Raw genomic sequence first — 19,784 nt, 5'->3', positions numbered from 1 at the left:
TCGCCGGCCGCGCGCGGGGGCCGGTGCGTTTTATTACAGGATGAAAGCATCGCCATGACCGATTCCCCGCTCGCCCTCCCGCAAAACCAGCCCGCGTTGCGCGTCGTCCCGCAGCCGTCCGACGCCAACGTCCACGGCGACGTGTTCGGCGGCTGGATCATGTCGCAGGTCGACATCGCCGGCTCGATCCCCGCGAGCCAGCGCGCGAACGGCCGGGTCGCGACCGTCGCGGTCAATTCGTTCGTGTTCAAGCAGCCGGTGTTCGTCGGCGACCTGCTGAGCTTCTATGCGACCGTCACGCGCACCGGCAACACGTCGGTCACGGTCGACGTCGTGGTCTATGCGCAGCGCATGCGCCTCGCGGGCGAAATCGTGAAGGTGACCGAAGCGACGCTCACCTACGTCGCGACCGGCCCGGACCGCAAGCCGCGCCCGCTGCCGCCGCTGGAATGAGCGTGCCGCGCGTTGGCGCGGCATGACACGCGTCAGCGCGCGGCCAGCCCGAACTCCCGCATCGCCGGCAGAAAATCGTGGTTCAGCTTCGGCTTGCGGGACAGCTTCATCAGCACGTAGCGCTGGAACGGCGCGAGCCGCCGCCATTGCGCGACGTCCGGCGCCGGCAGCCCCGCCAGCGCGCTCTGCTGCACCAGCGCGTCCGGCACCCGCTCGGTGCCGCGCCAGGCCGGCTGCTCGTCCGGCTGGAACCAGCTCGGCTCGAGATCGGCGTGCGTGCGCAGCATCTCGAACAGCGCGTGGTCGAAATTGGGCTCGATCGCGGTGTCGTCGTCCGCCGGGAAGCGGGCGAGCAGCTTGCGGTCCTCGAGCGGCAGCAATTGCCACTGCTCGAGCGAGATCCGCAAGCCGAAGCGGTCGAGATTGAAGCGCACGATCATCGGGATGTACGTGAAATTTTCCGATGATTCGCGTTCGAAATTGAAGAGCAACGGTACGTCGCTGAGTCCCATGGCATTACCCGAAGTGGCGGATGCCGGCGCGGCCGGCCTGCCTGAGGTATTTTAGAACCTCTGCGCACGAACGGCGGACGCGATCGTCGTCCGGCCCCGCGCCAGTCAACCGAACGGGAGTCTGAGTGAATCCGACCGAATCCGCCGAACCGCGCGGCGCGATCGAGCTGTCCGTGCGCCGCACGCGCGGCGGCGCCGCCGAAACGGCGCGCGACCACGTCGGCCAGGAATGGCCGGTCGCGCTCGTCTTCAACGGCATTTCGCACGCGGTGATGATGTGCACGCCGCGCGACCTCGAGGCGTTCGCGGTCGGCTTCGCGATTTCGGAAGGGATCGTCGCGCGCGGCAGCGACATCAAGGACATCGAGGTGATCCTGCACGCCGACGCGCCGCTGCCGCACGCCGAAGTCCACCTGGAAGTCGTGCAGCAGGCGTTCGCCGCGCTGAAGGACAAGCGCCGCGCACTTGCCGGGCGCACCGGCTGCGGCGTCTGCGGGATCGAGAGCATCGACCTGCTCGACCTGGCGCCGGAGCGCGTGCCCGATACCGGCTTCCTCGCGCGCCTCGCGCCCGATGCGCTCGCGCGCGCCGCCGGCGAGCTGCCGGCCCATCAGGCGCTGACGCGGCTGACGGGCGGCCTGCACGCGGCCGCGTGGTGCGACGCAACAGGCGCGATCCGGATGGCGTTCGAGGACGTCGGCCGCCACAACGCGCTCGACAAGCTGATCGGCTCGCTGGTGCTCGCCCGCGCCGACGCGACCGACGGCTTCGTGTTCCTGTCGAGCCGCGCGAGCTACGAGCTGGTGCGCAAGGCGGCGCGCGTCGGCATTCCGATGGTCGCGACGATCTCCGCGCCGTCGTCGCTCGCGATCGCGATCGCGCAGCAGGCCGGCCTGCGGCTCGTCAGCTTCTGCCGCGAGACCGGCTACGTGGATTACGACACTGCGTGAGGGCGCGCGGCGGCCGCCGCGGCCGGCGGTGCGTCCGTGGCGGCCGGCGGCAACGGCTCGCTCGCCGGCTCGCTCACCGGCTCGCTCGTCAGGTTGCCGAGGTAGTCGGTCCAGAGCTTGCGATCGGTGTCGTAGAGCTTGCAGCGGCGGGCCGTGTCGAAATACCAGCGCCAGCTGAAGCGCTGCACGACGATGCGCCCGGGCAGCATGTCCTCCAGCTTCGCCTGCGCCGGCTTGAGCCGGTACAGCGGCACGCTCATGTCGACGTGGTGGGCCGTGTGCTCCATGATGTGATGCAGCAGGCCGCCGATGCCGAACGGGAACGTCAGGTGCAGCGTGGTCGACACGAACGGCGCGGCGTTCGACCATTCGGCCCGGTTCGCATGCCACGCGATGCGCGGATCGGTATGGTGGACGTAGACGACGAACCCGATCATCGAGCACCAGAACAGGAACGGCACGAGCACGCCGGTCGCGAGCAGCAGCGCGACGGACTGCTGCGTCGCCAGCGCGACCCACACGACGGCGGCGATCCACGCGGCCGCGAAGCCGGTCACCAGCAGGCAGTCGCGGCTGAACACGGGCCGCGACGCGCCGATATAGGTCTTGGTCGGGAAATACATCCGCAGCCACCAGATCTCGACGAGATAGTAGAGCCCCGGCGCCCAGCCGCTTCGGTAGATGCGGTCCAGCAGCCGGCGCGTCGGCGACAGCGCCGCGTATTCGGCCGGCGTATGCGGCGCCCACACGAAATCGAAGCCCTTCAGGTTCGTGTAGCCGTGGTGCACCACGTTGTGCCCGACTTCCCACAGGCTGTACGGCGTCAGCGACGGCAGGAACGCGATGCGGCCGAGCCAGCGGTTCAGCCGGCGGTTGGGCGTCAGGCTCTGGTGGCACGCATCGTGCCCGATGATGAAGAGCCGCCCGGTGATGAAGCCGGCCGCCATCCCGCAGACGACCTTGCCGCCGATCGACGGGATCAGCAGCGCGCCCGCGAACGCCGCGAACAGCAGCAGGTAGTCGAGCACGAGCAGGAGGATCGGGCGCACGATCTCGCGCGCGGCGAACGGCACGAGCCACGAGCGGATGACCTTGCGATGCGGCATCGGCGCGTCGGCGCGAACGGGTGTCTGGGAATCGTTATTGACCATGATGCAGAAAGGCGCGCAGACCGCGCGCCCCCGAGAGAAAACCAGCCGTGCAAGGACACGGCGCGAATGCGTGAACGGGATGCCGGTTACCGCGACATCATGTTCATGCTGACGTTGTGCATCACCCACAGCGTCCCGACGATCAGGATCAGCGCGGTGAGCACCGTGTAGCTGAACGCCATCACGTTCCAGCGCTGGCTCGACGACGTGTTCATGTGCAGGAAGCACACGAGGTGCACGAGGATCTGCGCGAACGCGAGCACCGCGAGCGCGATGATCGCCGCTTTCGGCGCCAGCACGCCGCCCATCACGAGGCCGAACGACGCGGCCGTGAGCAGCACCGACAGGACGAAACCGACGATGTAGCCGCCGGCCGTGCCGTGCGCTTCATCGTGGTGAATGAGTTCCGAATGGGCCATTTAGATCACGCTCGCGAGATAGACGAAGGAGAACACGCAGATCCAGACGATGTCGAGGAAGTGCCAGAAGAGGCTCAGGCAGGTGAGGCGCCGGAAGTCGCGCTCCGTCATGCCGGGGCCGCGGGCGATCTGCACGACGAGCACGACCATCCACAACAGGCCGACGGCCACGTGCAGCCCGTGCGTGCCGACCAGCGCGAAGAACGCCGACAGGAACGCGCTGCGCCCGGGCCCCGCGCCCTCCGCGATCAGGTGCGAGAACTCGCGCAGCTCCATCGCGAGGAACGCGACGCCCAGCACGAACGTCACCGCGAGCCAGACGAACACCGCGCCGCGCCGGCGGCGCTGCGCGCCGAGCATCGCGAAGCCGTACGTGATGCTCGAGAGCAGCAGCGCGGCGGTCTCGAGCGCGACGCCCGGGATGTCGAACAGGTCCTTCGCGGTCGGGCCGCCCGCAAACTGGTTGCCGAGCACCGCGAAGGTCGCGAACAGCGATGCGAAGATCACGCAGTCGGTCATCAGGTACAGCCAGAAGCCGAACACCGAATGCGACGGCGGATGATGGTGCGCCGCCGGATGGCGGGCGCCGCCCGTGAGAGATTGATACGACATCAGTTCGCCTCCAGTTCGGCTTCCGGCGACGGCGCGCGCATCCGCACGCCCGCGCGTTGTTCCTCGATCTTGCGGACGGTATCCGCCGGAATGTAATAGCCTTCGTTGTCCTGCGCGCTGTACAGCACCACCGTCGCGACGATGCCGACGAGCGACGCGATCGCGAGCCACCAGATGTGCCACACGAGCGCGAAGCCGAGCAGCAGGCTGAACACGCCGACGAACAGGCCGGCGCTCGTGTTGGACGGCATGTGGATGTCCTGGTACGTGACGTTCTTGCCGAGCCCGATGCCGAGGCCCTTCGCCTTGCGATACGCGAGCTCGTCGAGCTCATGCACGTCCGGAATCACCGCGAAGTTGTAGACGGCCGGCGGCGACGACGTCGCCCATTCGAGCGTGCGGCCGTTCCACGGGTCGCCCGTCACGTCGCGATACTGCGCTTGCGCGCGGTTGCGCCAGCCGACCCACACCGATGCGACCTGGAACAGCACGCCGATCGCGATCAGCGCCACGCCGAACGCGGCGGCGATCAGCCACGGCTGCCATGCCGGGTTGTCGTAGTGGTTCAGGCGGCGCGTCATGCCCATGAAGCCGAGCACGTAGAGCGGCATGAACGCGACGTAGAAGCCGGTGAGCCAGCACCAGAACGCGCGCTTGCCTTGCTTCTCGTCGAGCTTGAAGCCGAACACCTTCGGGAACCAGAAATGGACGCCCGCGAAATAGCCGAACACGACGCCGCCGATGATCGTGTTATGGAAGTGCGCGATCAGGAACAGGCTGTTGTGCAGCACGAAGTCCGCGCCGGGAATCGCCAGCATCACGCCGGTCATCCCGCCGAGCGTGAACGTGACCATGAAGCCGATCGTCCACAGCACCGGCACCGTGAACTCGACGCGGCCGCGGTACATCGTGAACAGCCAGTTGAAGATCTTCACGCCGGTCGGGATCGCGATGATCATCGTCATGATGCCGAAGAACGCGTTGACGTCGGCGCCCGATCCCATCGTGAAGAAGTGATGCAGCCACACGAGGAACGCCAGCACCATGATCGCGCACGACGCGTATACCATCGTCTTGTAGCCGAACAGCGGCTTCTTCGCGAACGTCGCGATGACTTCCGAATAGATGCCGAACGCGGGCAGCACGAGGATATACACCTCCGGATGGCCCCACGCCCAGATCAGGTTCAGGTACAGCATCGCGTTGCCGCCGGCATCGTTCGTGAAGAAGTGCATGTCGAGGTAGCGATCGAGGCCGAGCAGCGCGAGCGCAACCGCCAGGATCGGGAACGTCGCCATGATCAGCACGTTCGAGCACAGCGCGGTCCACGTGAACACCGGCATCTTCATCAGCGTCATGCCCGGCGCGCGCATCTTGATGATCGTCACGAAGAAGTTGATCGACGTGATCAGCGTGCCGACGCCGGAGATCTGCAGCGCCCACAGGTAGTAGTCGACGCCGACGCCCGGGCTGAACTGCAGCTCGGAGAGCGGCGGATACGCGAGCCAGCCCACCTGCGCGAATTCGCCGATCACGAGCGAGATGTTCATCAGGATCGCGGCGACCGCCGTCATCCAGAAGGAGAGCGAGTTCAGGAACGGGAACGCGACGTCGCGCGCGCCGATCTGCAGCGGCACGATCAGGTTGAAGAACGCGACCAGCAGCGCCATCGCCATGAAGAAGATCATGATCACGCCGTGCGCGGTGAAGATCTGGTCATAGTGATGCGGCGGCAGGTAGCCGGGGCCGTTGTACGCGAGCGCGAGCTGCAGGCGCATCATGACCGCGTCCGCGAAGCCGCGCAGCAGCATCAGCACCGCGACGACCAGGTACATCACGCCGATCTTCTTGTGATCGACCGACGTCAGCCATTCGCTCCATAGCCATTTCCACCGGCCGGTGACCGTCAGCGCGACGACGATGCCCAGCACGACGAGCCCCATGAAGGCGCTCGCCCCCATGATGATGGGCTGGTCGAACGGGATCGCCGAAAGTGTCAGTTTGCCGAACATGCGTTACCCCTTCGTCGTACAGGCGGCGTCCTTCAGATCGAGGACGTGGCCGTTGTTGTATTTCGCGATGATGTTGTGAAACAGCTTCGGATCGACCGACGAGAAATAGCGCACCGGCGCCTTCTCGCTCGGCTGCGCGACCGTGCCGTACACGGTCATGTCGAGGCGGTCGGACGACGCCTTCACCTTCTGCACCCACGCGTCGAACTGCGCGCGCGGCTCAGCGAGCGTGCGGAATTTCATGTCGGAGAAGCCGCGGCCGCTGTAGTTGGCGGACACGCCCGCGTAGTCGCCCGCTTCGTCGGCGATCAGGTGCAGGCGCGTCTGCATGCCGGCCATCGCGTAGACCTGGGTGCCGAGCTGCGGGATGAAGAACGAGTTCATCACCGAATCCGACGTGATGCGGAAATTCACCGGCGTGCCGACCGGAATCGCGAGCTGGTTCACCGACGCGATGCCGAACTCCGGATAGATGAACAGCCACTTCCAGTCGAGCGCGACGACTTCGACGTCGATCGGCTTGACCGACGACTGGAGCGGCCGGTACGGGTCGAGTTCGTGCGTCGTGCGCCACGTGAGCACGCCGAGGAACAGGATGATCAGCGTCGGGACCGTCCAGATCACGACTTCGATCGCGGTCGAGTGCGACCAGTTCGGCGCATAGGTCGCGCTGCGGTTCGACGCGCGGTAGCGCCACGCGAAGAACAGCGTCAGCAGGATCACCGGCACGACGACGATCAGCATCGCCCACGTGGCCGTCGCGATCAGCGATTTCTCCGCGACGCCCACCGCGCCCTTGGGGTCGAGCACGTGAAGGTCGCTGCATCCGGCCAGCCCCGCCAGTATCGCGATGACGGGGGCCGCCCGCGCACCGCCGGTGATTCGTCTGATCATGGTTCGTTTGCCTGAGTGTCGTTGAGGAGTACCACCGGTCGCGCGCCGCCGTCGCGCGACGCAGCCGGCCGCGGCGACCCGACCGCGAACTGTACGGAAATTTGCGGCAGCGCAACTTGACGGCGGACAAGGTTTGCCGTTGCGAGCGGGAGCGGGTCGCGGTAGGCGGGGCGGGATTTTTGGCGGTTGCCGCGTTCGCCGGGGCTCGCGGCGCGGCGGGGGGCCGCGTTCAGGCTGGGGGCAGGAGCGAAGGCGCTACACCGCGACGTGGGTGTCGGCGGGGAGCACGGTAGATATGGGGGACGATCGCGCGCGGCGATCGGCGACGATTGCCGCGGTATGGCGTGCCACGCGAACGCGCGGCGATGCGGGATCGAACCGAGATGCCGCTCGGCGCGTCTTCCCTACGCGCAGATGACGGGCCGCGCGGCGAGCCGCCGGCCGGCCCGAGGGTCCCGCTCGGCCGCGCCGGGCCGCGCGCTCGTTCTGGATCGCGAAGCGTTCGCGCCGCGTATCAGTCGAATTGCCGAAAATCCGGCTTGCGCTTCTCGAAGAACGCGGCCATCGCCTCGCGGGCTTCCGGCCCGCGCAGCATCGCCGAGAAATGCGCAGCCTCCTCCGCCATCCGCGCGGCCACCGCGACGCCGCCGGTATCCTTGAGCAGCGCCTTCGTCACGCGCAGCGACGCGGCCGGCAGCGCGACGAGCTTCGCCGCCTGCTTCGCCGCGAACGCGTCGAGCTCGGCCGCCGGCAGCACGCGGTTGACGATGCCGATCCGGTGCGCCTCGAGCGCGTCGAACGGCTCGCCGAGCAGCAGTTTCTCGGCCGCGACCTGATGCCCCGCGAGACGCGGCAGCAGCAGGCTCGACGCGGCCTCCGGGCACAGCCCGAGCTGCACGAACGGCAGCGAGAACGACGCCGTGTCGGCTGCGTAGACGAGGTCGCAATGCAGCAGCATCGTCACGCCGACGCCGACCGCGACGCCCGGCACCGCGGCGACGATCGGTTTCGACGCGCTGCTGATCCGCGCGAGAAACTGGAACACCGGCGCGCTGTCGTCCTTCGGCGGCGCCTTGATGAAATCCTCGAGATCGTTGCCCGCGCTGAAGATGCCGTCGCTGCCGCGCAGCAGGATCGCGCGAACCGCCTTGTCCTCCTGCGCTTCGCCGAGCGCGTCGGCCATCGTCTGGTACATCGCGGCCGTCAGCGCGTTCTTTTTCGCCGGCCGTGCAATGGTGATCGTCATCACGCCGTCGGCGCGTTCCACCTGGATGTCCGTCACAAGCGTCTCCTTGGCTGTATCCATTCCGAATGAAAAAACGGTGCGCGAGCTCGTGGCCCGCGCACCGTCGTGCTGCTGGTTCGCCTCGCTTACAGGCGTTCGATGATGCCCGCGGCGCCCATGCCGGTGCCGACGCACATCGTCACCATGCCGTACTTCAGGTTGCGGCGGCGCAGGCCGTGCACGACGGTCGCGGCGCGGATCGCGCCGGTCGCGCCGAGCGGGTGGCCGAGCGCGATCGCGCCGCCCACCGGGTTGACCTTCGACGGGTCGAGGCCGAGGTCCCGGATCACCGCCAGCGATTGCGCGGCGAACGCTTCGTTCAGCTCGATCCAGTCGAGATCGTCCTGCTTCAGGCCCGCGGCCTTCAGCGCGGCCGGAATCGCTTCCTTCGGGCCGATGCCCATGATTTCCGGCGGCACGCCGCGCACCGCGAAGCTCACGAAGCGCGCGAGCGGCGTCAGGTTGAACTGCTTGAGCACCTTCTCCGACACGACGAGCAGCGCGCCCGCGCCGTCCGACGTCTGCGAGCTGTTGCCGGCCGTGACCGACCCTTTGTTCGCGAACACCGTGCGCAGCTTCGCGAGGCCTTCGAGCGACGTGTCCGCGCGCGGGCCCTCGTCGAGCTTGATCTCGCGCGTCTTCACGTCGATTTCGCCGGTCGCGAGGTTCGGGAAGCGTTCGGTGATCGTGTACGGTGCGATCTCGTCGCCGAACTCGCCGGCCTGCTGCGCGGCGAGCGCCTTGCGGTGCGATTCGACCGAGAACGCGTCCTGGTCCTCGCGGCTCACCTTCCACTGCTCGGCGACGCGCTCGGCGGTCAGGCCCATCCCGTACGCGATGCCGAAGTCCTCGCTGCGATCGAAGATGTGCGGCGACATCGAAGGCTTGTTGCCCATCATCGGCACCATGCTCATCGATTCGCAGCCGCCCGCGAGCAGCGCGTCCGATTCGCCGACGCGGATGCGGTCCGCCGCCATCGCCAGCGCGGTGATGCCCGATGCGCAGAAGCGGTTGACCGTCACGCCGCCGACCGTCTGCGGCAGGCCCGCGAGCAGCGCGCCCATCCGCGCGACGTTCAGGCCCTGCTCGGCTTCCGGAATCGCGCAGCCGATGATCGCGTCCTCGATCAGCTTCGTGTCGAAGCCGGGCACCTGCGCAACCGCCGTCTTGATCGCATGAACCAGCAGCTCGTCGGGGCGCGTGTTCTTGAAGACACCGCGCGGGGCCTTGCCGATCGGGGTGCGGCTCGCGGCGACGATGTATGCATCTTGCAGTTGTTTGCTCATTTCAGACTCCTTGTCGTCTGCTCGCTCAGTTACGCACCGGCTTGCCGGTCTGCAACATGCCCATGATCCGTTCCTGCGTCTTCTGCGTGCCGAGCAGGTCGACGAACGCGCGGCGCTCGAGCGCCAGCAGCCATTCCTCGTCGACGAGGCTGCCCGCCTCGACGTCGCCGCCGCACACCGCTTCCGCGATGCGGCTCGCGATCAGGAAGTCGTGGTCGCTGATGAAGCGGCCGTCGCGCATGTTGACGAGCGATGCCTTGATCGTCGCGATCGCCGAGCGGCCCGCGACCGGCACGTCCTTCGCCTTCAGCGGCGCGCGGTAGCCGGTGTCGGCAAGCGCGCGCGCTTCCTTCTTCGCGGTGTCGAGCAGCTCGAACACGTTGAACACGATCGTGTCGGACGGCTTCACGTAGCCCATCGCGCGTGCATCGTGCGCGGAGGCCGACACCTTCGCCATCGCCGCGTTCTCGAACGACTTCGTGACGAACTTCAGGATCTCGGTGGTCGCGTTCGCAGCGGTAGCGGCATCCGCCGCGCGCAGCGCCGCTTCCTTCAGGCCGCCGCCCGCCGGCACGAGGCCGACGCCCACTTCGACGAGGCCGATGTAGCTCTCGACGTGCACGACGCGCTTCGCGCTGTGCAGCATCAGCTCGCACCCGCCGCCGAGCGCGATCCCCGACACGGCCGCGACGACCGGCACGTTCGCGTACTTCACGCGCATCATCCCGTCCTGGAACTTCTTCACGAACGGCTCGATGCCTTTCGCGCCGCCCATCATGAACGCGGGCATCGCCTCTTCGAGGTTCGCGCCCGCCGAGAACGGGCCGCCCGGCGCGCCGAGCTTCAGCGACGTCGGCTGCCAGATCACGACGCCCTTGTAGTCCTTCTCCGCGAGCTCGATCGCCTGCACGAGGCCGTCGATCACGCTCGGGCCGATCGTGTTCATCTTCGACTTGAACGACACGATCACGATGTCGTCCTCGCCCGCGCGGTCATCGACCCACGCGCGCACCGAGTCGGTCTCGAACAGCGTCTTGCCGTAGGTCTTCGGGTCAGCGCCGGCTTCGCCGAGCAGCGGCGCGCGGAACACTTGCTTCTTGTAGACGGCGAGGTCCGAACGCGGCACGAAGCGCTTGGCCGCCGGCGCCCACGAGCCTTCGGCCGTATGCACGCCGCCCTTCTCGGCGACCGGGCCTTCGAGCACCCAGGCCGGCAGCGGCGCGTTCGCGAGCGCCTTGCCCGCGGCGATGTCTTCCTGCACCCACTCGGCGACCTGCTTCCAGCCGGCGGCCTGCCAGCCTTCGAACGGGCCTTCGTTCCAGCCGAAGCCCCAGCGGATCGCGAGATCGACGTCGCGCGCGTTGTCGGCGATCGACTCCAGATGCACGCCGATGTAGTGGAACACGTCGCGGAAGATCGACCACAGGAACTGCGCGTGCGGATGGTCCGTCTCGCGCAGCAGCTTCAGGCGCTCGGCCGGCGGACGCTTCAGGATGCGTGCGACGGTCTCGTCGGCCTTCGCGCCCGAATCGACGTAGGCGCCGGTCTTCGCGTCGAGCACCTTGATCGCCTTGCCTTCCTTCTTGTAGAAGCCGCCGCCCGTCTTCTGGCCGAGCGCGCCCTGCTTCACCAGCTCGGCGAGCACGGCAGGCGTCTGGTAGACCGGGAAGAACGGATCGTCGGCGAGGTTGTCCTGCATCGTCTTGATCACGTGCGCCATCGTGTCGAGGCCGACCACGTCCGCGGTGCGGAACGTCGCCGACTTCGCGCGGCCGAGGCGGCTGCCGGTCAGGTCGTCGACTTCGTCGAAGCGCAGGCCGAACTTCGCGGCCTCGGTGATCACCGCGAGGATCGAGAAGATGCCGACGCGGTTCGCGATGAAGTTCGGCGTGTCCTTCGCGCGCACGACGCCCTTGCCGACGACGCTCGTCAGGAACGTCTCGAGCTGGTCGAGGATTTCCGGGCGCGTATGCGCGGTCGGGATCAGCTCGACGAGGTGCATGTAGCGCGGCGGGTTGAAGAAGTGCACGCCGCAGAAGCGCGCCTTCAGCTCGTCGGAGAAGCCGTCCGACAGCGTCGTGATCGACAGGCCCGACGTGTTGGTCGCGAAGATCGCGTGCGAAGCGAGGTGCGGCGCGACCTTCTTGTACAGGTCGTGCTTCCAGTCCATCCGCTCGGCGATCGCCTCGATCACGACGTCGCACTCGGCGAGCTTCGCGATGTCGTCCTCGTAGTTCGCGGCTTCGAGGTATTTCGCGTCGTCCTTCACGCCGAACGGCGCGGGCGACAGCTTCTTCAGGTTCTCGATCGCCTTCAGCGCGATCGCATTCTTCGGGCCTTCCTTGGCCGGCAGGTCGAACAGCAGCACCGGCACGCGTGCGTTGACGAGGTGCGCGGCGATCTGCGCGCCCATCACGCCGGCGCCCAGCACGGCCACCTTGCGAATGATGAAATTGCTCACGGGATGTCTCCGGATAGTGTCGCGTAGCGCGGGATAGTGACGGCTACGCAGCGTAGTGAGGTTCTGCAACCGCATCGTCCGGGCGGAGCGCGGCGCGCCCCGCCCGATGCCGCATCAGAACAGCGACTCGTCGATTTCCATCATCGTCTTCGAGCCGGCGCGCGCGGCGCGGATCGTCGCGGCCGTTTCCGGCAGCAGGCGCGCGAAATAGAAGCGCGCCGTCGCGAGTTTCGACTTGTAGAACGGATCGCCCGACGCTTCGTTGTCGAGCGCGAGGCGCGCCATGCGGGCCCAGAAGTACGAGAACACCAGGTGGCCGACGGTGCGCAGGTACGGCACGGCGGCTGCGCCGACTTCGTCCGGGTTCTGCATCGCCTTCATGCCGATTTCCATCGTCAGCTTCTGCACCTTCTCGCCGATGTCCGCGAGCGGGTTGATGAACTCGGACATTTCGGGCTTCACGCCTTCCGCCTCGACGAAGTCGGACACGAGCTTGCCGAACTTCTTCAGCTTCGCGCCCATGTCGCCGAGCACCTTGCGGCCCAGCAGGTCGAGCGACTGGATCGAGTTCGTGCCTTCGTAGATCATGTTGATCCGCGCGTCGCGCACGTACTGCTCCATGCCCCACTCGGAAATGAAGCCGTGGCCGCCGTAGATCTGCATCGCGTGGTTCGTGCACTCGAACGCGTTGTCGGTCAGGAACGCCTTGATGATCGGCGTGAGCAGCGCGACGAGGTCGGCCGCTTCCTTGCGCACCGCCTCATCGGCGTGCGACAGCTCCTTGTCGATCTGCAGCGCCGACCAGTACGTGAACGCGCGCGCGCCTTCCGCGTAGGCCTTCTGCGTGAGCAGCATGCGGCGCACGTCCGGGTGGACGATGATCGGGTCGGCCGGCTTGTCCGGCGCCTTCGGGCCCGTCAGCGAGCGCATCTGCAGGCGCTCCTTCGCATACGTCAGCGAGTTCTGGTAAGCGACTTCCGTGAGGCCGAGGCCCTGCATGCCGACGCCGAGACGCGCGGCGTTCATCATCACGAACATCGCATTGAGGCCCTTGTTCGGCTCGCCGACCATCCAGCCCTTCGCGTTGTCGAGGTTCATCACGCAGGTCGAGTTGCCGTGGATGCCCATCTTGTGCTCGATCGAGCCGCACTTGACGCCGTTGCGCTCGCCCGGCTCGCCCGCCGCATCGGGGATGAACTTCGGCACGATGAACAGCGAGATCCCCTTCGTGCCTTGCGGCGCGTCCGGCAGGCGCGCGAGCACGAGGTGGACGATGTTCTTCGACATGTCGTGCTCGCCGCTCGAGATGAAGATCTTCGTGCCGCTGATCGAGTACGAGCCGTCGCCGTTCGGTTCGGCCTTGGTGCGCAGGATGCCGAGGTCGGTGCCGCAATGCGGCTCGGTCAGGCACATCGTGCCCGTCCATTCGCCCGACACGAGCTTCGGCAGATACTGCTTCTGGAGCTCCGGCGCGCCGTGCGCGTGCAGGCATTCGTAGGCGCCGTGCGACAGGCCCGGATACATCGTCCACGCCTGGTTCGCCGAGTTCAGCATTTCGTAGAGCGCGTTGTTCACGAACGCGGGCAGCCCCTGGCCGCCGTAGTCGGGATCGCAGCCGAGCGCCGGCCAGCCGGCCTCGACGTATTGCTGGTAGGCCTCCTTGAAGCCGGTCGGGGTCTTCACGACGCCGTCACCGACGTACGTGCAGCCTTCGCGGTCGCCGACCTGGTTCAGCGGGAACAGCACCTCGGAGCAGAACTTGCCCGCTTCTTCGAGGACCTGGTTGATCGTGTCGGCATCGAGGTCCGCATGCTTGGGCATTTGCTTGACTTCGGCTTCGACGTTCAGAAGCTCGTGCAACACGAATTGCATGTCGCGCAGCGGCGCGGCGTACTGTCCCATGACTCTCTCCAAAGTAGGGCAATCGGCTCGAGCTTCTGGCGGGCGGATCACGCGCCGCTAACGGCTCTCGCTCTGATACGAAACAATCGTCTTTTCCAGCGCGGCCCACGTGAGGCGCACCGCATCCGGCGAATGCAGGAAGCGTGCGTCGTGATGCAGGCCGAGCGTGAAGCTGTACAGCTCGAAGAGCATCAGGTCCGGATCGCCGTCCGGGCGCAGATGCCCCTCCTCCTTCGCCTGCGAAATGGCGCGCAGCAGCGCGGCACGCCACGCCGTCACGCTCGCGACCAGCTGCTCGCGCACGGGGCTGTCCGGCCGGTCGTCGTACTCGACGGCTCCGCTGATGTAGATGCACCCGGTCGTCACCTCCTGGATGCGCTTCTCGATCCAGCGCGCCAGCATCGCCCGCAGACGCGGCAGACCGCGCGGCTCGCGCAGGCTCGGAAAGAACACCTCGTTCTCGAAACGATGGTGATACTCGCGCACGACTTCCACCTGCAAATCCTCGCGCGATCCGAAGTGCGCGAACACGCCGCTCTTGCTCATCTGCATGCGCTCGGCCAGCAGGCCGATCGTCAACCCCTCCAGCCCGTCACGGCTGGCGAGGTCCAATGCAGCTTCGAGTATCGCGGCACGCGTCTGTTCGCCTTTTCGCATAGCTATTTCTGTAACCGTTCGGGGGTTCAAATAAAATCGAACGGCCGTACTATTATTGAGTGCGACCGCCCGTGAAACAAGGAAATTATTAGAAACCGGTGTCTAACCGAGTCGCTATTTTGCGCGATTCGGGCCGCATTGGAAAGCGGTTTTCCGCACGGGCGTGCAGAAATGATTTAAGCGGGCGCTTAGTCGTAGCCGCCGACCGTCAGCACCTTCATCGCGGCGCGGTAGACCGAGTAGGCCAGCCAGTTCAGCACGCGCTCGCCGAGCGGGCGCCGCGCGTAGCGCGCCGGGTCGATCTCGCGGCCGTCGGCGAACGCCGCGGCGATCGCGTCGCGCAGCTCGTTCGTGACCGTATCGTGCCGCACCAGCACGACGTTGGCCTCATTGTTCAGCATCAGGCTCAGCGCGTCCAGATTCGACGAGCCGACCGTCGCCCAATTGTCGTCGATCACGGCCACCTTGCCGTGCAGCATCGTCTTGTCATATTCGGCAACGCGCACGCCGGCGCGCAGCAGCGCGTGGTAGAGGAACGGCACCGCGGTGTCGAGCGCCGCGAACTCGTTGCGGCCGAGCAGGATCCGCACGTCGACGCCGCGCCGCGCGGCGCCCGTCAGCGCGCGGCGCAGCTTGCGGCCCGGCATGAAGTACGGATTCGCGAGCAGGATCCTCTGCCGGGCCTGGCCGATCGCGGCCAGGTACGCCTTCTCGATCGCGCGGCGGTTCACGACGTTGTCGCGCGCGACGAACGCGACGCTCGGCTCGGTCACGATCCTGAGCGCCCCGGCCTTGATCCAGCGGTGACTGCGCATCCAGCGGCGGAACATGTCCGGGAACGCGTCGCCGCCGGCGAGCCCCGCCGCGTATTGCGCATACGGCTTGTGGCCGAAGCGGATGCGGTGCCATTGCAGCTCGAATGCGGCGCGCACGTCGGACACGACGGGCCCCGTCATCTCGACGCTGAAATCCCAGCGCGGGTACGGCAGCGTCGCGCCGTTCTGCGCGTAGTCGTCGACGATGTTGATGCCGCCGCAATATGCATACGCGTGATCGACGACCGCAAGCTTGCGGTGCGTGCGCGAGAAGCCGAAGCGGCCGAACAGGTAGCGGTTGTACACGCAGTGCTCGATGCCCGCCCCGGCCCACGTATCGAACAGCGGCAGGCGCGCGGTGCCGATGCCGTCCGTGATCACGCGCACGCGCACGCCGCGCCGCACGGCGCGCAGCAGCGCGTCCGACACCGGCCGACCCGCCGCGTCGTCACAGAAAATGTAGGTTTCGAGCAGCACCTGCTCGCGTGCGGCGTCGATCCGCTCGATCAGCGCGCCGAAGAAGGCCTCGCCGCCCTGGCACAGCCGCACGGCGTTGCCCGACGTGAAGGCGAGCCGCGATGCGGAGCCCCGCTCCTGCAGGAACATCTGCCGCAGTTGCGCGAATCGCTTGCGGGCCTCCGGAAGGCCGCCTCCCCCGTTCATGCGGATCCGGGGGTCCGGCCTTCCGGGGTCCGGCCTTCCGGGGTCCGGCCTTCCGGGGGCCGGCCTTCCGGGGGCCGGCCTTCCGGGGGCCGGGCCGCGCGCGCGGACAATTGCAGGATCGCCTCGGCATTCGACGGCGAGAAGCAGCGCGCGGCCGCCTCGCGATACGGCAGCCACGCATGGTCGACGTGCTCGCGCGGCGACAGCGTCACGTCGACGCGACGCGGCACGCACAGGCCGAACCAGTGCTCGGTGTTGCGCGTGACGCCGGGCGCATAGCGGTGCAGGTACTGCGGATAAATCGCGTATTCGATCCGGTGATGCCAGTCGACGAGCGCGCTGGCCGGCACCTCCGGCGTGCCGACCACGATGCCGGTTTCCTCGGCCACTTCGCGCGCGGCGGTGACGGCGAGCGGTTCGTCGAGCGCATCCTTCGACCCGGTGACCGATTGCCAGAAATCGGGCTGGTCGGCGCGCTTGATCACCAGTACGTCGAGGTCGGGCGTGTAGATCACGACGAGAACGGATTCGGGAATTTTCGGCGGCTTCGTCATGTTCGTTTCATACGGCGCGAGGCCGCGCGCCGGTTGGGCCGGGCTGCGCGGCGGGTGCTGCGACTGTACCGCAAAAAACGAAAAAGGCGCACCGTTGCGCCTTTTTCGTCGTGCGGCGCGCGTGTCGCCACGCGCGCTCAGGGGTCAAGCGTGCATTACGCCTTCGGCTGCTCCGGCTGACGCAGGCGGATGTGCAGCTCGCGCAGCTGGCGCTCGTCGACCGGGCTCGGCGCCTGCGTGAGCAGACACTGCGCGCGCTGGGTCTTCGGGAACGCGATCACGTCGCGGATCGAATCGGCGCCGGCCATCATCGTGACGATGCGGTCGAGACCGAACGCGATGCCGCCGTGCGGCGGCGCGCCGTACTGGAGCGCGTCCAGCAGGAAGCCGAACTTCAGCTGCGCCTCTTCCGCGCCGATCTTCAGCGCGCGGAACACCTTGCTCTGCACTTCCTCGCGGTGGATACGCACCGAGCCGCCGCCGATTTCCCAGCCGTTCAGCACCATGTCGTAGGCCTTCGCAAGGCAGCGGCCCGGGTCGGTCTCGAGGTACTCGAGATGCTCGTCCTTCGGGCTCGTGAACGGATGGTGCGCGGCGACGTAGCGCGCATCTTCGTCGTCGTATTCGAACATCGGGAAGTCGACGACCCACAGCGGCTTCCAGCCCGCCTCGACGAGGCCGTTCGCCTTGCCGAATTCCGAGTGGCCGATCTTCAGGCGCAGCGCGCCGAGGCTGTCGTTGACGACCTTCGCGCGGTCGGCCGCGAAGAAGATGATGTCGCCGTCTTCGGCGCCGGTGCGCTCGAGGATCGCCGCGATCGACGCGTCGTGCAGGTTCTTGACGATCGGGCTCTGCAGGCCGTCGCGGCCCTTCGCCTTCTCGTTGACCTTGATCCACGCGAGGCCCTTCGCGCCGTAGATGCGCACGAACTCGGTGTAGCCGTCGATGTCGCCGCGCGACAGCTCGCCGCCCTTCGGCACGCGCAGCGCCGCGACACGGCCGTCCTTCGCGTTGGCCGGCGTGCTGAACACCTTGAACTCGACATCCTTCATCGCGTCGGTCAGCTCGGTGAACTCGAGCTTCACGCGCAGGTCGGGCTTATCCGAGCCGAAGCGCGCCATCGCTTCCGAGTACGGCATCACCGGGAACGTCGCATCCAGCTCGACATCGATCGTCGTCTTGAAGATGTGACGGATCATGTCCTCGAACAGGTCGCGGATTTCCTGCTCGCCGAGGAACGACGTCTCGCAGTCGATCTGCGTGAATTCCGGCTGACGGTCGGCGCGCAGGTCCTCGTCGCGGAAGCACTTGGTGATCTGGTAGTAGCGGTCGAAGTTCGCGACCATCAGCAGCTGCTTGAACAGCTGCGGCGACTGCGGCAGCGCGAAGAACTGGCCCGCGTTCACGCGCGACGGCACGAGGTAGTCGCGCGCGCCTTCCGGCGTGCTCTTCGTCAGCATCGGCGTCTCGATGTCGATGAAGCCCTGCTCGTCGAGGTACTTGCGCGCCTCGATCGCGACGCGGTAGCGCAGGCGCAGGTTGTGCTGCATCTGCGGACGGCGCAGGTCGAGCACGCGGTGCGTGAGGCGCGTCGTTTCCGACAGGTTGTCGTCGTCGAGCTGGAACGGCGGCGTGACCGACGCGTTCAGCACGGTCAGCTCGTGGCACAGCACTTCGATCTTGCCGCTCTTCAGGCCCGCGTTGACCGTGCCTTCCGGACGGTTGCGCACGAGGCCCTTCACCTGGACGCAGAACTCATTGCGCACGCCTTCGGCGGTCGCGAACATCTCCGCGCGGTCCGGGTCGCAGACCACCTGCACGAGGCCTTCACGATCGCGCAGGTCGATGAAGATCACACCGCCGTGATCGCGGCGGCGCTGCACCCAGCCGCACAGCGACACGGTTTGGCCCAGCAGGTGTTCGGTCACGAGACCGCAGTATTCAGTTCGCATCGACATGATGTTTGCTTTCGTTCGGTTTGATCAACGGGCGCCGCAACGCGCGGCCCGGGCAATGATTTACAGCGGCGGCTCGACGGGACGGCGGGCGGGCGCCGGTGCCGGCGCCGGGGGCGCCACCACGCCCATCGAGACGATGTACTTCAGCGCGGCATCGACCGACATGTCGAGTTCGATGACTTCGCTCTTCGGCAGCATCAGGAAGAAGCCCGACGTCGGGTTCGGCGTCGTCGGGATATACACGCTCACGTACTCTTCCGTCAGATGATTGAGCACGTCGCCGCCGGGCGTGCCGGTCAGAAATGCGATCGTATACGACCCGCGGCGCGGATATTCGATCAGGAGCGCCTTGCGGAACGCATTGCCGCTGCTCGACAGCAGCGTGTCCGACACCTGCTTGACGCTCGTGTAGATCGGGCCGACGACCGGAATGTGGCGCACGACCGCATTCCACCACGTGACGAGCTTCTGGCCGATGAAGTTCTGCGTCGCGAGCCCGACGATGAAGATGAACGCGAGCGTCAGCACCGCGCCGATCCCCGGCACGCGGAAACCGAACATCCGCTCCGGCTGCCACGATTCCGGCAGCAGCAGCAGCGTCTGGTCCATCGTGCCGATGATGAGGCCGAGCACCCACAGCGTGATCGCGAGCGGGACGAGAACCAGCAGGCCGGTCAGAAACACCGATTTCAGGGTCGTCTTTTTCATCATCTGCCGTCAAATAGTCGCACCGGCGGCGCGGAAGGGGCGCGGCCCGGCGGGGCCGCGACAGTCAACTGCCGGCCGCAGGCGTCGCAGCCGGCGCGGGCGCCGGCGCGGCGCTCGCCGCACTGTCCGAGCCCGGCGCGGGCGCGGCGGCTGCCGGCGCCGCATCGCCCGAACCGGACGGCGCCGCCGGCGCACTCGTGCCGCCCGAGCCGCCGCGGAAATCGGTGACGTACCAGCCCGAGCCCTTCAGCTGAAAGCCCGCAGCGGTCAGCTGCTTGCGAAACGCATCCTTCCCGCATTCGGGGCACTGCGACAGCGGCGCGTCGCTCATCTTCTGGAGCACGTCCTTCGCGAAACCGCACGCTTCGCATCGATAGGCGTAGATCGGCATGGTATTTTTTCCCGCAGAAACTGGAAACGGCTTGCAAAACCTTGAATTGTAGCCGAAACCCTGGCGCACCCCGGCAACGGCCGGACACGCCCGGGTAAGCG

Annotated in this window: 18 protein-coding genes; 2 read left to right on the top strand and 16 right to left on the bottom strand. The window is 67.1% G+C overall.

Annotated elements, in window-relative coordinates; all coding sequences use genetic code 11:
- Positions 1-54 precede the first annotated feature (54 nt).
- Positions 55-453, top strand: a complete 399-nt coding sequence (locus tag WJ35_RS13600; RefSeq protein ID WP_010090728.1) for an acyl-CoA thioesterase — start codon at positions 55-57, stop codon at positions 451-453.
- A gap of 32 nt (positions 454-485) precedes the next feature.
- Here the strand turns inward: WJ35_RS13600 and WJ35_RS13595 are convergent, their stop codons facing one another.
- Positions 486-965: a nitrate reductase associated protein gene (locus WJ35_RS13595; protein ID WP_060236820.1), complete on the bottom strand. Its 480-nt coding sequence runs from the start codon at positions 963-965 to the stop codon at positions 486-488.
- A gap of 125 nt (positions 966-1,090) precedes the next feature.
- Between WJ35_RS13595 and fdhD the strand changes: the two genes are divergently transcribed.
- On the top strand, positions 1,091-1,915 hold the full coding sequence (gene fdhD, locus WJ35_RS13590; protein ID WP_060236822.1) for a formate dehydrogenase accessory sulfurtransferase FdhD: 825 nt from the start codon (positions 1,091-1,093) through the stop codon (positions 1,913-1,915).
- On the opposite strand, the gene WJ35_RS13585 is transcribed toward fdhD, so the two are convergent.
- The 15 genes from WJ35_RS13585 to WJ35_RS13515 all read right to left on the bottom strand — a co-directional run bounded on the left by WJ35_RS13585 (position 1,900) and on the right by WJ35_RS13515 (position 19,683).
- Positions 1,900-3,066, bottom strand: coding sequence for a fatty acid desaturase (locus WJ35_RS13585; protein ID WP_060236825.1), 1,167 nt, complete (start codon positions 3,064-3,066; stop codon positions 1,900-1,902). The two genes, fdhD and WJ35_RS13585, sit on opposite strands and share 16 nt — an antisense overlap.
- An 86-nt stretch (positions 3,067-3,152) precedes the next feature.
- The gene (gene cyoD / locus WJ35_RS13580) at positions 3,153-3,485 is read right to left on the bottom strand and encodes a cytochrome o ubiquinol oxidase subunit IV (RefSeq protein WP_042586271.1); all 333 of its coding nucleotides are present in this window, start codon (positions 3,483-3,485) and stop codon (positions 3,153-3,155) included.
- Positions 3,486-4,097, bottom strand: coding sequence for a cytochrome o ubiquinol oxidase subunit III (gene cyoC / locus WJ35_RS13575; protein WP_060160638.1), 612 nt, complete (start codon positions 4,095-4,097; stop codon positions 3,486-3,488). It abuts the gene before it with no gap.
- Positions 4,097-6,109 carry a cytochrome o ubiquinol oxidase subunit I gene (gene cyoB, locus WJ35_RS13570; RefSeq protein ID WP_060236827.1) on the bottom strand — a complete coding sequence of 671 codons (2,013 nt, stop codon included), beginning with the start codon at positions 6,107-6,109 and terminating at the stop codon, positions 4,097-4,099. The genes cyoC and cyoB overlap by 1 nt, the downstream gene beginning before the upstream one ends.
- A 3-nt stretch (positions 6,110-6,112) precedes the next feature.
- The gene (gene cyoA / locus WJ35_RS13565; protein WP_069239307.1) at positions 6,113-7,003 is read right to left on the bottom strand and encodes a ubiquinol oxidase subunit II; all 891 of its coding nucleotides are present in this window, start codon (positions 7,001-7,003) and stop codon (positions 6,113-6,115) included.
- A gap of 514 nt (positions 7,004-7,517) precedes the next feature.
- Positions 7,518-8,285: an enoyl-CoA hydratase gene (locus WJ35_RS13560; RefSeq protein ID WP_069239306.1), complete on the bottom strand. Its 768-nt coding sequence runs from the start codon at positions 8,283-8,285 to the stop codon at positions 7,518-7,520.
- Between the two features lie 89 nt (positions 8,286-8,374).
- Complete coding sequence (locus tag WJ35_RS13555) at positions 8,375-9,574, bottom strand: acetyl-CoA C-acyltransferase (RefSeq protein WP_060236843.1); 1,200 nt, start codon at positions 9,572-9,574, stop codon at positions 8,375-8,377.
- A 25-nt stretch (positions 9,575-9,599) separates the two neighbouring features.
- Positions 9,600-12,035: a 3-hydroxyacyl-CoA dehydrogenase/enoyl-CoA hydratase family protein gene (locus tag WJ35_RS13550; RefSeq protein ID WP_060236846.1), complete on the bottom strand. Its 2,436-nt coding sequence runs from the start codon at positions 12,033-12,035 to the stop codon at positions 9,600-9,602.
- Between the two features lie 114 nt (positions 12,036-12,149).
- Positions 12,150-13,937, bottom strand: coding sequence for an acyl-CoA dehydrogenase C-terminal domain-containing protein (locus WJ35_RS13545; protein WP_010090717.1), 1,788 nt, complete (start codon positions 13,935-13,937; stop codon positions 12,150-12,152).
- Positions 13,938-13,994: 57 nt separating this feature from the next.
- Entirely contained in the window at positions 13,995-14,594 is a 600-nt protein-coding gene (locus tag WJ35_RS13540; protein ID WP_010090716.1) for a TetR/AcrR family transcriptional regulator, read from the bottom strand.
- 188 nt (positions 14,595-14,782) lie between these two features.
- On the bottom strand, positions 14,783-16,072 hold the full coding sequence (gene clsB, locus WJ35_RS13535) for a cardiolipin synthase ClsB (RefSeq protein WP_060236848.1): 1,290 nt from the start codon (positions 16,070-16,072) through the stop codon (positions 14,783-14,785).
- Positions 16,069-16,626 carry a dihydroneopterin triphosphate diphosphatase gene (gene nudB, locus WJ35_RS13530; RefSeq protein ID WP_060236851.1) on the bottom strand — a complete coding sequence of 186 codons (558 nt, stop codon included), beginning with the start codon at positions 16,624-16,626 and terminating at the stop codon, positions 16,069-16,071. Before nudB ends, clsB begins: the two co-directional genes overlap by 4 nt.
- Positions 16,627-16,781: 155 nt before the next feature.
- Entirely contained in the window at positions 16,782-18,584 is a 1,803-nt protein-coding gene (gene aspS, locus WJ35_RS13525; RefSeq protein WP_010090713.1) for an aspartate--tRNA ligase, read from the bottom strand.
- 60 nt (positions 18,585-18,644) lie between these two features.
- Positions 18,645-19,295 (bottom strand): DUF502 domain-containing protein, encoded by a 651-nt coding sequence (locus WJ35_RS13520; RefSeq protein WP_010090712.1) that lies wholly within the window; start codon positions 19,293-19,295, stop codon positions 18,645-18,647.
- Positions 19,296-19,356: 61 nt separating this feature from the next.
- Complete coding sequence (locus WJ35_RS13515) at positions 19,357-19,683, bottom strand: FmdB family zinc ribbon protein (RefSeq protein ID WP_060236854.1); 327 nt, start codon at positions 19,681-19,683, stop codon at positions 19,357-19,359.
- Between the last annotated feature and the right edge of the window lie 101 nt (positions 19,684-19,784).

Origin of the sequence: Burkholderia ubonensis, assembly GCF_001718695.1 — a bacterium.
Lineage (GTDB): Bacteria > Pseudomonadota > Gammaproteobacteria > Burkholderiales > Burkholderiaceae > Burkholderia > Burkholderia ubonensis_B.
The sequence above is the reverse complement of the archived record's forward strand: the minus strand, read 5'-3'. Positions and strand labels throughout refer to the sequence as shown.

Excerpts from the sequence above, each read along its gene's own strand:
- WJ35_RS13515 (WP_060236854.1), bottom strand. The coding sequence starts at position 19,683 with ATGCCGATCTACGCCTATCGATGCGAAGCGTGCGGTTTCGCGAAGGAC.
- WJ35_RS13555 (WP_060236843.1), bottom strand. The coding sequence starts at position 9,574 with ATGAGCAAACAACTGCAAGATGCATACATCGTCGCCGCGAGCCGCACC.
- cyoB (WP_060236827.1), bottom strand. The coding sequence starts at position 6,109 with ATGTTCGGCAAACTGACACTTTCGGCGATCCCGTTCGACCAGCCCATC.
- cyoD (WP_042586271.1), bottom strand. The coding sequence starts at position 3,485 with ATGGCCCATTCGGAACTCATTCACCACGATGAAGCGCACGGCACGGCC.
- cyoA (WP_069239307.1), bottom strand. The coding sequence starts at position 7,003 with ATGATCAGACGAATCACCGGCGGTGCGCGGGCGGCCCCCGTCATCGCG.
- aspS (WP_010090713.1), bottom strand. The coding sequence starts at position 18,584 with ATGTCGATGCGAACTGAATACTGCGGTCTCGTGACCGAACACCTGCTG.
- WJ35_RS13520 (WP_010090712.1), bottom strand. The coding sequence starts at position 19,295 with ATGATGAAAAAGACGACCCTGAAATCGGTGTTTCTGACCGGCCTGCTG.
- clsB (WP_060236848.1), bottom strand. The coding sequence starts at position 16,072 with ATGAACGGGGGAGGCGGCCTTCCGGAGGCCCGCAAGCGATTCGCGCAA.
- WJ35_RS13540 (WP_010090716.1), bottom strand. The coding sequence starts at position 14,594 with ATGCGAAAAGGCGAACAGACGCGTGCCGCGATACTCGAAGCTGCATTG.
- WJ35_RS13595 (WP_060236820.1), bottom strand. The coding sequence starts at position 965 with ATGGGACTCAGCGACGTACCGTTGCTCTTCAATTTCGAACGCGAATCA.
- nudB (WP_060236851.1), bottom strand. The coding sequence starts at position 16,626 with ATGACGAAGCCGCCGAAAATTCCCGAATCCGTTCTCGTCGTGATCTAC.
- cyoC (WP_060160638.1), bottom strand. The coding sequence starts at position 4,097 with ATGTCGTATCAATCTCTCACGGGCGGCGCCCGCCATCCGGCGGCGCAC.
- WJ35_RS13545 (WP_010090717.1), bottom strand. The coding sequence starts at position 13,937 with ATGGGACAGTACGCCGCGCCGCTGCGCGACATGCAATTCGTGTTGCAC.
- WJ35_RS13585 (WP_060236825.1), bottom strand. The coding sequence starts at position 3,066 with ATGGTCAATAACGATTCCCAGACACCCGTTCGCGCCGACGCGCCGATG.
- WJ35_RS13600 (WP_010090728.1), top strand. The coding sequence starts at position 55 with ATGACCGATTCCCCGCTCGCCCTCCCGCAAAACCAGCCCGCGTTGCGC.